The organism is Adhaeribacter sp. (assembly GCF_057359045.1).
Genome location: NZ_JBMQUD010000026.1, coordinates 40,843 through 53,415 on the forward strand (window position 1 = coordinate 40,843; position 12,573 = coordinate 53,415).

Annotated in this window: 10 protein-coding genes; 5 read left to right on the top strand and 5 right to left on the bottom strand. The window is 42.6% G+C overall.

The features are described 5' to 3' along the window. Positions 1–140: 140 nt before the first annotated feature. The 5 genes from rlmB to ACO1R6_RS04770 form a co-directional block, all read right to left on the bottom strand. Positions 141–950, bottom strand: coding sequence for a 23S rRNA (guanosine(2251)-2'-O)-methyltransferase RlmB (gene rlmB, locus ACO1R6_RS04750; protein WP_486262625.1), 810 nt, complete (start codon positions 948–950; stop codon positions 141–143). Further along, positions 920–2,146 (bottom strand): GWxTD domain-containing protein, encoded by a 1,227-nt coding sequence (locus ACO1R6_RS04755; protein WP_486262627.1) that lies wholly within the window; start codon positions 2,144–2,146, stop codon positions 920–922. Before ACO1R6_RS04755 ends, rlmB begins: the two co-directional genes overlap by 31 nt. A gap of 144 nt (positions 2,147–2,290) precedes the next feature. Next, positions 2,291–5,254, bottom strand: a complete 2,964-nt coding sequence (locus tag ACO1R6_RS04760) for a glycosyltransferase family 117 protein (protein WP_486262629.1) — start codon at positions 5,252–5,254, stop codon at positions 2,291–2,293. Positions 5,255–5,383: 129 nt separating this feature from the next. Further along, on the bottom strand, positions 5,384–5,989 hold the full coding sequence (locus ACO1R6_RS04765; protein ID WP_486262631.1) for a T9SS type A sorting domain-containing protein: 606 nt from the start codon (positions 5,987–5,989) through the stop codon (positions 5,384–5,386). 562 nt (positions 5,990–6,551) lie between these two features. Then, on the bottom strand, positions 6,552–7,316 hold the full coding sequence (locus tag ACO1R6_RS04770) for a biotin--[acetyl-CoA-carboxylase] ligase (protein WP_486262633.1): 765 nt from the start codon (positions 7,314–7,316) through the stop codon (positions 6,552–6,554). Between the two features lie 40 nt (positions 7,317–7,356). Between ACO1R6_RS04770 and rsfS the strand changes: the two genes are divergently transcribed. The 5 genes from rsfS to ACO1R6_RS04795 all read left to right on the top strand — a co-directional run bounded on the left by rsfS (position 7,357) and on the right by ACO1R6_RS04795 (position 12,163). Next, complete coding sequence (gene rsfS, locus ACO1R6_RS04775; RefSeq protein WP_486262635.1) at positions 7,357–7,728, top strand: ribosome silencing factor; 372 nt, start codon at positions 7,357–7,359, stop codon at positions 7,726–7,728. A gap of 70 nt (positions 7,729–7,798) precedes the next feature. Then, positions 7,799–9,937 carry an ATP-dependent zinc metalloprotease FtsH gene (gene ftsH / locus ACO1R6_RS04780; protein WP_486262637.1) on the top strand — a complete coding sequence of 713 codons (2,139 nt, stop codon included), beginning with the start codon at positions 7,799–7,801 and terminating at the stop codon, positions 9,935–9,937. Positions 9,938–9,956: 19 nt separating this feature from the next. Then, on the top strand, positions 9,957–10,607 hold the full coding sequence (locus tag ACO1R6_RS04785; protein WP_486262638.1) for a LutC/YkgG family protein: 651 nt from the start codon (positions 9,957–9,959) through the stop codon (positions 10,605–10,607). Next, on the top strand, positions 10,594–11,358 hold the full coding sequence (locus tag ACO1R6_RS04790) for a UDP-2,3-diacylglucosamine diphosphatase (protein WP_486262640.1): 765 nt from the start codon (positions 10,594–10,596) through the stop codon (positions 11,356–11,358). Before ACO1R6_RS04785 ends, ACO1R6_RS04790 begins: the two co-directional genes overlap by 14 nt. Further along, positions 11,324–12,163 (top strand): hypothetical protein, encoded by an 840-nt coding sequence (locus ACO1R6_RS04795; RefSeq protein ID WP_486262641.1) that lies wholly within the window; start codon positions 11,324–11,326, stop codon positions 12,161–12,163. The genes ACO1R6_RS04790 and ACO1R6_RS04795 overlap by 35 nt, the downstream gene beginning before the upstream one ends. Positions 12,164–12,573 lie beyond the last annotated feature (410 nt).

Genomic DNA, 12,573 nt, shown 5'->3' on the forward strand with positions numbered 1-12,573 from the left:
ATTCGATGTTCGATTTGTGTAAGTTGTTTAAAGTTTAGGCAAAATCTGGTTATGGGTAGCAGTAGTCTACCTACTACTATAAACTTAACAAACACCAATCATCGAATAACGATTAAAGAACAGCGAATAACAAATAATGGCTAAAGATTAACCGCCAAGCGTTGGCGCAGCACTTCAAACAAAATAATACCGCTGGCCACCGAAACATTTAAGGAACCTATTTGCCCCGCCAAAGGAATTTTAACTTTCAAATCTGCTTTTTTCAAGTATTCCGGCGAAATACCATCTTCTTCGCTACCCATTAAAATAGCGGTAGGACCGGTAAAATCGAGGGTATTCTCGTTGATATTGGTTTCGCCTTTTTCGGTGCAGGCCACTATCTGGATACCGGAATTTTGCAGGTAATGCAAGGTGTCTTTCAGGTTATTTTCGCGGCAAACCGGAATAATATTTAAAGCGCCTGCCGATGTTTTTAAAGCATCGCCATTTATTTGCGCCGCTCCTCTACTCGGAATAACAATAGCATCAACCCCCATACACTCGGCATTGCGGGCAATAGAGCCAAAATTACGCACATCAGTTATCCGGTCCAGAATAAGTAAAAGCGGACTTTTACCGCTTTCGTAAATGCCGGTAACAATATTATCGAGCGGCGCATAGGTAATCGCCGATAAATAAGCTACTGCTCCCTGGTGATTTTTTCGGGTAAGGGTGTCCAGTTTTTCGGGTGGTACCATTGCTACCGGCACATTGGCGCGGTGCGCCAGTTCCATTATTTCAATGGTCATGCTGTTGCGCTGACCTTTTTGCAAATAAATGCGCTCTAAGTCTTTGCCGGCCAGTAAAGCTTCGGTTATGGGCCGCAACCCAAATATCATTTGAATCTTTTCGGCGGATTCCCGGCGCGGGGCCCGGTAATTTATTCTTCCAGAATTATTCCTTTTCTCCATTTTTCTACAGTGCTATACCACAAAAACTCGTAACTGGGGTTTCTGACCAGTTCGTAATGATTTTGGGTAAAATTATTTGGTCTTTTAATAAATGCAAATTTTAAAGGTGGGCCGCCTTGAGCCTTACGGTTGTAAATCCATTCTTCGCCGTCGAACCTCCGGTGAACGGCATCCGGAACGCCAAAGATAATATAAAGCATACCGCGGTCGGTTAACCAGCCGGCTTTGTGCGAGCTAAAAAAAATATTGGCTTCTTTTACCCGTTGGTAATAAATTTTAATAAGCTGTTTGGCTAAATTCTGATCCTGGTTGGCAATATCTAACCAAAACCGATCCAGGGCGCGCTTGGGCTCCTCGGCGGCATACAGTTTTTTACGCTCGTCGGAGCTGGTCATGTAAATGAGTGGTTCAATCAGTTCGCGGGCCGTGGTAAGCTCCGGAAACTGATTTTCCACTGTGATTAAAGTAGTGCCGGCATCGCCGGTTCCCAGCACATATAAACCTTCGGTGCTTAAAGTAAAAGGTTCGCCGGGGGCAATATCCTGCGACTGGATTAACCGCAAAGAAGGCGCTACATTTTTTTGGTTAAGAGAAAAGGGCGGCAAGGCCGCCGGAAAATTGGCTTCGTATTGCTTTAGCGGCAAACGGCCCGATGTGTTGGTTGTTATTAAAGTAATTTGCTCAGCAGTATTTACGTACGGCCGAAACAAAGGCATACCGGTACCGGGATTGGTAACAGTTACTTTCTTGGCTAAGTTATCTTTCGTAAGCGGTATGTCCAGCCAAATATATTCCTTATCGGCAACGTGTTGGGGCACCTGTAATTGTAAAACCGACGGAATGGTTATACCGGCCAGGGGAAGCTTAAAATTAACCAAGGCGTACTCGTCGGTTATTTGCAGCCGTTGCCCAAATTGTTTTACCGAATCGCGCCGAATAATTTCGGGGCGATCGTAACGCAAACTAATGGTATACAGCAGCTTTAACTGCGATTTAGGTACACCTTTAAATAAATTAACATCGGCAAACTTTAAAAAAATCTGCAGACTATCGCGTTCGGCGAGTAAATCGTACGCAATAGTGGTAGCCGGAATATACGCATAATGCAGGTTTTGCCGGTTCATGACCTGTTTGGGCGTACAGGCTGCCAGGCAAAACACCAACAGCAAAAGCAGTAAACTCTTTTCGCGGTTCATAATATTTCAGGGGCAGGTATTTATTTTAAGTAACGTAAATCGAAAGAGAAAATCTATATCTATTCACGTCTTTGGGAATAAACACCTCTATCAGCAAAAAAAAACCGGTTCGGGCGGAACCGGTTTCTTTTTGCTTTTTTATTCTTAACGATTACCGTAATATTTCATAAAGGTTTGTTCCATTTCGGCGGCTTTCTCGTTCATGCCCAAGGCCCTGGCCGACATAATTAGTTGCTGCAAAATCATAAAATTGGTTTGCACTTCGCGGTCGAATAAGGCGCTATTCGGGTCGTTGGCATAATAAGCCAAGGCTTTGGTAGCCCGTTTAGCCATAACATCCATAATGCCAATAGCCCGGTTCTTCTCGCCTACCGCGGCCAATGGTTCTATAAACTGCGGCGTATAATAATCGTACGGAATAGACTTATCAGGCATTACGGTTAAGCACCGGTCTAATACAGCCTTGGCTTTGGCCTTATCGCCGGCCTGCAAATAAGCCGTAGCTAACCGGTAAAACTTATCGCGGGTATTTGGCGGCAATTGGCTTACGTAGCTGTCGTCGTAAAAAATATTAGGGTTATCCAGGTTGCGCCAGCTAAATTTATTCATCATGTTGTCGTACATGATTTCTTTTTCTACGTACCCTTCAGCTTCATTCTCCGGATTTTTAACCGGTACTACTCTAAATGCCAAGCCTTCTAACTGGAAATAAGGTTGCAGGTTCAGGTAATCGGCGGAGCTGGTGGTGGTTGAGAAATATACCGGGCGCTTCCAGTTGTTAGTCGCCAGAATATCCAGAATAACCAAGTGTTTTTTCTCAATAGCCGATTTACCAATACTCCAGTAAAGCTGATCCAGAATTTGATCTTGCCGGTCGGCCGGAACTGCTTTATGCTGGATTACCGCTGCTTTGTCTATATCTAAAGAAAAAGTTTTGGTTGGGAACGACAAAAATGGTTTGGCATTCTGGGCCGCTACCTGCAGTACCGGGTGGTTTTCTTTAACCAAACCAATGTACCGTTTTAAATCGATGCCGGCTTTTACTTCGGGCCGTTCCACAAAAGGCAAATAATCGTTGGTGCCCTGGCGGTAGTTCTCAATCTCTAACGAAATAGGCAATGGCTCTGACTTGTAAGAGCGGCGTTTCATCTGGTCGATGTACCAATCGGTGTTCAGGTAACTCAATACGGCTACGCGTACGTCGGTCCGGAAACCTTCTACTTCCTGGGCGTACCATAGCGGGAAAGTATCGTTATCGCCGTTGGTGAATAAAATAGCATTAGGCGCCAGGGAACTCAACAGGTTTTTGGCCGAATCTACGGAATGGTAGCGGTCCGACCGATCGTGGTCGTCCCAACCCTGCACAGCCATTATTACCGGTACACTTAAGCAAACCAGGGTAATTAAAGCTGCCCGGGTTGTATCGCTTTTAATAATTTTTTGTAGCCAATCATATAAGGCCAGCACGCCTAACCCAATCCAGATAGAAAAAGCAAAGAAAGAGCCCGCAAAGGTATAATCACGTTCCCGTGGTTCGGTGGGTGGCTGGTTCAGGTACAAGGCAATGGCCAGGCCGGTAAAGAAAAACAACAAGCCCACAATAAATGCATCGCGTTGGTTTTTACGCACCTGGTAAATTAAGCCCAATATACCCAGCAACAGTGGCAGCATATAAAAGTTATTACGAGCTTTGCTATCAGCCACCCGATCAGGCAGGCCGGCATTGCTTTCGAGGGGCCAAAGCACCCCGGCGTTTTGCACATCGCTATCGCGGCCCACAAAATTCCACAGGAAATAGCGCCAGTACATGTGCCCTAACTGGTATTTCATCAGAAACGACAGGTTTTCGCCCATAGTAGGCTTACGGCCTTCTTGAATAGGCACCCACTTTTTGTATTCCTGAATGTGCATGGCCTGGTTGCTGTAAATACGTGGCAGCAAACTCATGCCCTGCGGGTCGTATACAGGCTCAATCTTGTAATCTACAATTTCGTACTTGTCTTTGCCTTTAATATAGCGTGGGTCGCCTTGTTTCTGGTCAATTACTTCGGCGGTAAACTGCGGGCCGTACAACAAAGGCCGGTCGCCGTATTGCTCCCGTTTCAGGTAAGAAACAAAGCTTACTATATTCTCGGGGTCGTTCTCATCAATAGTAGGGTCGTAAGCCGACCGAATAGGAATAATCAGGTAAGAGGAGTAACCAATTAAGATAAACACAAAACAAAGCAGCGCCGTGTTTAAATACCTTTTGCCTTTGGCTACTGAATACCGGAACGCGTATAAAATCACCCCAATAAACAAAGCCAGGAAAATAAAAATACCACTACCAAAGGGTAAACCAATATTATTGATAAAGAAAACCTCAAAAGAACCGGCCACCGAAGGCAGTCCCGGAATTACGCCCCACAAAATCAGCCCAATAATTAAAGCACTAACTACAAAAGTAAGGATAGAGCCATTGCGGGTAGGCTTGGTTGTTTTGCGATAATAGTAAATAAAGGCCAGGGCCGGAATAGCCAATAAATTTAGTAAGTGTACTCCAATAGATAACCCTACCATGTAAGCAATCAGGATTAGCCATTTATCGGCGGTTACTTCGTGGGCTTTACCTTCCCACTTTAACATGGCCCAGAATACAAATGCCGAGAAAAAAGCCGACATGCCGTAAACCTCAGCCTCTACTGCCGAAAACCAAAAAGAATCGCTAAATGTAAAGACCAGCGCACCAACCATACCGCTGCCCATTAAAATCCAGGTTTGGCCGGTAGTAGGCACATCGGTAGTTTTAACCAACAACTTGCGGCCCAGAATAGTTATGGTCCAGAACAAGAACAATACGGTAAACGCACTTACCAAACCCGATAAAAAGTTTATCAGCGGTGCTACCAGAAGTACATTATCGCCGGCAAATAAAGAAAAAATGCGGCCAACCAATAAATAAAAAGGCGCTCCGGGAGGGTGCGGCACTAATAATTTGTAAGAACAAGCAATAAACTCGCCGGCATCCCAGAAGCTGGCGGTTGGTTCAATGGTAATCCCGTATACAGTGGCCGATATTAAAAAGACTATCCAACCAATAACGTTATTAATCTTGTTATAATTACTCATAAATGGATTTAGAAATAATCCCCGAAATTAAACAAATTACCTCTTATACAAGAACTGGTGTTAAAATTATCTAAAAAAAAAGCCGGCCCTGTCAGGTCGGCTATTTATCTTAACTAATTTTAATATATTTTATTGTTGCAAAATCAAACGCTTGGTTTCAACCATTTTATCGTTTACCAGCAGGCTGTAAAAATATACTCCGGCCGGATAATCCGATAAATCAAGTTTAATTTCTGATTCGCGCGCGGCATCGGGCACCTTAATGGTTTTAAGTACCTGGCCAATGGTGTTAGAAAAAGTAATCTTATAAATATCGTTCCCAGATTGTACCAGCTTAATTTTAATTAATCCTTTAGAAGGATTGGGATAAGCACTTAAAGTAGGCTTAATACGGCCTTCATCCCAGCTTTGGTTGGTATTAATCATGCTTACGCCCAGCATAGAAGCGCTAGCAGAATTGGCTGTAAAACTATAGCCGATTCTTTTGGGCATAGATAAGCTTTTATATAAATTTTTATTTAGAAGCGACCAATCCAAAGCTGATTTAAAACTGGTGCTTACCAAACGGCTGCCCGATTTACCTAACCAGGCAGAAACATCGGCCTGCGCTGCTAATGGATTTTTTGGAATATATACGCCATCGCCAAATGTGCTATACGCTTTACTGGCACCATAGCCGGTAAAGCACGTAGCTATCAGGAAAATGGGTATTAATAATTTAGTAAAAATTTTCATGTCATATATTTTAATTTCAAATATAACTTCTGCCAATTGGCCCAAATATAAGCCTAGAAAACTAAGAACGCAAATTTAATAGAAGTAATCATATATAATCAGGTATACAACTTACTTAAAAACAATCAAATATAAGCACACAAAAGAAAACGTCTGCCCTATTTATCGTATAATTTGCGGCCACTTTATAAAAGCCTAAAGAATAATTGGCGTAATTATTTAAAAATTTAATTAACAAAAACCCAGCCAAACTGACTAAATAATTGCCCCTTCTATCGTTCTGCTCTTTAATTTATCTGCTATACCGTAACCTGGCTGTTTAGTTACAACAAATCTAATTTTTATTCAAATAATATTAATATTTGGCAAAAATAACCCAGACAGACGCAACAAAAACAAATGCAGATTACCGACTTATTTACTTAAACTGGAAAATTTGTACAGAATATAAAAAGGAGCTATTAGGTACTAAAATGTAAACAGAACCAGACTCCTGTGGTAATAAATAGAAGCATGAAAGAACCTGATAAATATACTAATTTAATCTCTAATTCCTAATATTTTAATTTAAAAATTCTACTTCCTTTAATCCAAAATATTGCACCGCCCCAGCAATCTCTAACCCCAGGTGGCCGGTAGCATTTATGCCGGTAATTTCACCCTTTACTACAGCATTGTTAACCTTAAAATAATGCGCTTGCTGATACCGGTACAGATGCGCCAGGTATTCGTTTTTCTGGTTCTCCGTTTTTCCTTGCAGCAAAGCCAGGTAGTGCGCCTCTAAACTTTCCAGTAATCCCTTGATTAATACTGGTATTGCATACGCCTGGCAGGTAATCTGGGCCAACGACGATGCGCCCGGAGCAGCAAAACAAATCTGATTTATGTTTAAACCAATTCCAATAATTGCATGTTGTAAATACTGGCCGCTAATAGAATTTTGAATTAATATACCACCAATTTTTTTATTTCCGTAATAGACATCGTTGGGCCATTTAAGTTTAAGGGCGGTACTATCGGGTAAATATTGCCGTACCAAGGCCAGTACACCCAACGAAATACAAATATTTAAGCTAAATTGGTGTTGAACAGATAAAAAATTAGGCTTCAGAATTAAAGTTAAAGTTATATTTTTACCCGGTTCTGCTTCCCAGGATGTGCCACGTTGTCCGCGGCCTTGGGTCTGGTTGTCTGTAATTACAACGCAACCTTCTGTGGCTTCATTTTTGTTAATAAGTTCTTGCGCATACGAGTTAGTTGAGTCGCATTGCGGTAAATATATTAATTGTTGCCCTGTAAATAGGGTATTAAGCGCTATTTTATCCAAAGAATTTCATAATATTGTATCTCAAAATTAGTTATAACCAATGAAAAAAACGAAGATTAAGGACAATTCAGACATATTGGCAGAGCTGGTAGTAAAAGGCATGCAAGAAAAAAAAGCTTCTGAAATATGTGTAATTGACCTTAAGTCCTTAAATAATGCTGTTTCTGATTACTTTGTAATAAGCTCTGCCAATTCCGATACCCAGTTAGATGCCATTGCCCGTGCTGTGGAGGAAGAGGTTTTTAAAATAACACAGCAAAATCCGTGGCAAAGCGAAGGCCGCACCAATAAAGAATGGATTCTGTTGGATTACGTAGATGTGGTAGTGCATATTTTTCTGAAAGATAAACGGGAATTTTATGCCTTGGAGGATTTATGGGGCGATGCTCCCATCCGGTACGTAGAAGAATAATAAAACATTTTAGATATTACGGAACATTTAGCCTTATAGCGTGTTCTAAAAACTATTGAAGCAAAAGTAGATGACAGATAAAACGCCTAAGAAAAAAAAGATAAATATGCCCAATACGCCGCCGCGCCCAACCATGCAAATGTGGGTACTGGCAGCATTGGTATTTTTAATATTTGGCATTGCTTACTTTAACCGCAGTAATGCTACTATCCAGATTAATCAACAACAGTTCGACGACATGGTTCTAAGCCAGGATGTAGAACGGTTAGTAGTGGTAGTAAACAAGCGCATTGTTGAAGTAACCCTGAACCAAAGTGCCCTGGAGAACGAGAAATATCGTAAAATTGTACCGAGCCGGGGGGCATTTACCCTGGAGCAAGGCCCACATTTTTACCTGCCTATTTTCTCCGGCGAGAGCTTTAAAGAAGATTTAGCTAAACTGCAGGAAAAGATTCCGCAAGACCAGCGCATTGGCTACAGCATAGAAGAAAGAACCGGGTTTTCAGAGTTTTTTGTTAACTGGGGCTTTATTCTGCTAATGTTATTTGGTTTCTGGTTCCTGATGCGCCGGGTAACAACCGGTGGTGCCGGTGGCCAGATTTTTAACATTGGTAAATCACGGGCTGCCTTGTTCGATGCCGAAAACAAAGTTAAAATTACGTTTAAGGATGTAGCCGGCCTGGAAGAAGCCAAAGAAGAAATCCAGGAAATTGTAGAGTTCTTGAAAAACCCGTCTAAGTTTACTGTATTGGGTGGTAAAATTCCAAAAGGAGCTTTATTGGTTGGCCCTCCGGGTACCGGTAAAACTTTATTGGCCAAAGCCGTTGCCGGCGAAGCCGATGTTCCTTTCTTCTCCTTATCAGGTTCCGACTTTGTGGAGATGTTTGTGGGGGTTGGTGCTGCGCGGGTACGCGATTTGTTTAAGCAAGCCAAAGCCAAAGCGCCTTGTATTATTTTTATTGATGAGATTGATGCCATTGGCCGTTCGCGGAGCCGCGGACAAGTACCAGGTGGTAACGACGAACGCGAAAATACCCTGAACTCTTTGCTCGTGGAAATGGATGGTTTTACCACCGATTCTGGCGTAATTATTTTAGCGGCTACTAACCGCCCCGATACCCTTGATTCAGCGTTGCTGCGCCCTGGTCGTTTCGACCGCCAGATTAGCATCGACAAACCAGATCTGGTTGGCCGTACCGAAATATTTAAAGTACACTTAGCGCCTTTAGCTTTGGCCGAGGACATTGATGCCAAAAAATTATCGGCGCAAACGCCTGGTTTTGCCGGGGCCGAGATTGCCAACGTGTGTAACGAAGCCGCTTTAATTGCCGCCCGTCGCGACAAGAAAAAGGTAGAAATGCAAGACTTCAACGACGCCATTGACCGCGTAATTGGTGGTTTAGAGAAGAAGAACAAAATTATTTCGCCGGAAGAAAAACGCATTGTAGCTTACCACGAAGCGGGTCACGCCATTGCGGGCTGGTTCCTGGAGCACTGCGACCCCTTGGTTAAAGTAAGTATTGTACCACGTGGTATTGCGGCTTTGGGTTACGCACAATATTTACCAAAAGAGCAATTTTTATACACCACCGAGCAGTTAATCGACGAAATGTGTATGGCCCTGGGTGGTCGTGCGGCCGAAGAAATTATCTTCGGAAAAATTTCTACTGGTGCTTTAAGTGATTTAGAACGCATTACCAAAATGGCTTATAGCATTGTAACCATGTACGGTATGAACGAAAAGATTGGCAATATTTCGTATTACGATTCTAAAGGTGCGAACGAATATTCTACCACCAAACCGTATTCTGAAGCCACTGCCCAAACCATCGATAACGAAGTACGTGCTATTATCCAGAGTGCTTATGACCGTACCAAGCAATTGCTTATCGATAAATTAGATAAACTGGAAGTAGTAGCCCAGGAACTCCTGAAAAAAGAAATCCTGTTCCAGACAGACCTGGAGCGATTGGTAGGTCAACGGCCATTTGCGGCCCTTACCACTTATCAGGCGCATACAGCCGGTACCGACCGGAGCAAAACCCTAAGCGAAGTAGAACAGGAAACACATCCGATTCCGGTAGCCCAGGATAATAATGGTAAGCCTCAAAACGGTCAAACGCAAAATGGCAAGGAGCCGGAAGAAGCCGAATCGGAACCCGAAAATGAAGGCGCCCGGCCCGGTACTACTTATTCTTTTGATGTTTAATCCAGTATAACCATCTGGTATGTACGAACCTCGTTCGAAAGACATAATTTTAGGTAAAATAAGAGAGGCGCTGGCTAAACCAGCGCCTTTTATGCCTTCTACCCCTGATTTTACCGCCTCGGTGCATCCACCACTCGATGAGGACGATCTATCCATTTTATTTGCGACTACTTTTGTAAAAAGCAGTGGCACTTTTATTTACTGCGATTCCGAGGAAAACTTTCTGGATCATTTATACCTTTATAAAAAAGAGAAAAAAATAAATTACCTGTTTGTTTATGAGGCCGATTTAAAAGCCCGTTTACATGCAGGTGGTATTACTTGCACCGACGACGAATCGGCTTTTGTGAAACACGCCGAAGCTGGTTTAACTACCTGCGAAGCTTTAATTGCCCGTACCGGCAGTATTTTGGTTAGCGGAGCTACCCAAAGCGGGCGGCGTTTAAGCATTTACCCCGAAATTCATCTGGTAGTAGCGTATGCCTCGCAGCTTTTACCCGATATTAAACAAGGTTTAACTTTTGTACGCGAAAAGTACCAAGGCAAAATCCCTTCTATGATATCTTTGGTAAGCGGCCCCAGCCGTACTGCCGATATCGAGAAAACCTTGGTAATGGGGGCACACGGCCCAAAAGAGCTTGTATTATTTTTGATTGATGATACCCTCTAGCAGCCATTTAGTACCCGGTAAAAAAATATACTTTGCTTCTGATTTTCATTTGGGTGTACCCGATGCCGCCAGCAGTTTAGCCCGCGAAAAAAAGATAGTACGCTGGCTAGATATGGTAAAGCAAGATGCCCAAATGCTTTTTTTAGTAGGCGATATTTTTGATTTCTGGTTTGAGTACCGGCACGCCATACCCAAAGGCTTTATAAGGTTACAAGGCAAGCTAGCCGAACTAAGCGATAGTGGCTTACCCATTTATTTATTTACCGGCAACCACGACATGTGGATGTTCGATTATTTTACCCAGGAGTTAAATATTCCAATAATCCGGCAGCCGGTTTCCATCAGCATCAATAACCAAAATTTTTATATTGGACACGGCGACGGCCTGGGACCTAAAGATTATACCTACAAGGTATTAAAAAGAATATTTGCGCATAAGTTTTCGCAGTGGTTATTTGCCCGGATTCATCCTAACTTAGGCATTGGCATTGCTAATTCATGGTCGCGGAAAAGCCGTATCCGCAATACCAAGCACGATGAAGTGTTTAAACCCGGCGAAGAATGGCTGGTTACATATTGCACCGATATGGAAAAAACTGTTCACCACGATTATTACATTTTTGGGCACCGGCACTTACCCCTCGACCTGGAAATAAATAAGCGGAGCCGGTATATAAATTTAGGAGAATGGGTCAATTATTGCTCTTACGCCGAATATGATGGCCAAACTGTTACCCTTAAATTTTATTAAAGCTGTAAGCTACCCCTTACTCACTTTTATCTTACTGGTGCACCAAGTTCCGGCGCGGGCGCAAACCTGGCAATTAGTTAATAGTATTACCATAGAAAAACCGGGGGCTATTTCCATCGATCGGCTATCCAATATTTATGTAACCGACCGTAAAAACAATTTACAGAAATTTGCACCTAATGGCCAGTTGATACAAACGTTTTCGCCGCCGGCTACAGGCCACGTAGCTAGCGCCGAAGCCTGGAGTGCCGTAAAAACACTTTTATTCTACGACGACCGGCAACAGATTACCCTGCTGGATCGCTTCCTGACACCACTCTCCACTACCCGCCTTACTGAACGTACTGATGGCATCATTCGGGCGGCTACCCTGGCAGCCGACGAGCGCATCTGGCTCCTGAATGAAAGCGATTTTACCTTGCTTAAAATAGATATCCGGTACCCCGAGGCAGTACTTAAAACGCAATTAAACCAAATATTAACTGGTCAGCAAAACGACATTAGGTTTATGCGGGAGTACCAGAATAATTTATACCTCGTAGATCGGGTAGCTGGTATTTATGTTTTCGATAATATGGGTAATTACAAAAGCTTATGGCCCTTAGCAAATCTCTCGTACATTGGTTTTAAAGGCGAAGAACTTTATTATATCAAAGATAATCAGCTCAGCTTTTTTAACCTTTATACCCAAAAAACCCGGCATTTGCCTTTACCAAAGGGTAAAACCTACTTGCAAGCATTAGTGGGCGAACAGGCTTATTATTTTATTCATGCGGGCGGCTTCGATATTTATTCTACTAAATAAACTGCTGCTTATCCCCTATCGGTTTACCATTAACACGCGTAAAATTTGCTTTAATTTTATTTGAATAAATTCCATAAAATATTCTTTCCATTCAATGCTGCTTTATCTCATTAAGCGGCTCCTAGCTAATAACTTAAGTCACCCTAGTTTATTATAATCAGGGTAAGTTGGGTATTTGCTAGTTAGGTCAATCGAATTTTTTCTGCCTTAACTTTGTCTTACCAACAGCAGAATTCTCTGGCAATGGGAATAGATTTAGTAGGAAGGTTGTAAATTCCTGCTTATAATTACCCAATGCACGAGATTTTAGTATATTTGTCTCTTATCATTAGTTGTGAAAGCAAGAATTAACATATATAAGGAGTATTAATTGTGGGATGTAATTCATGTTCTAGTGGCGGGTGCAGCCC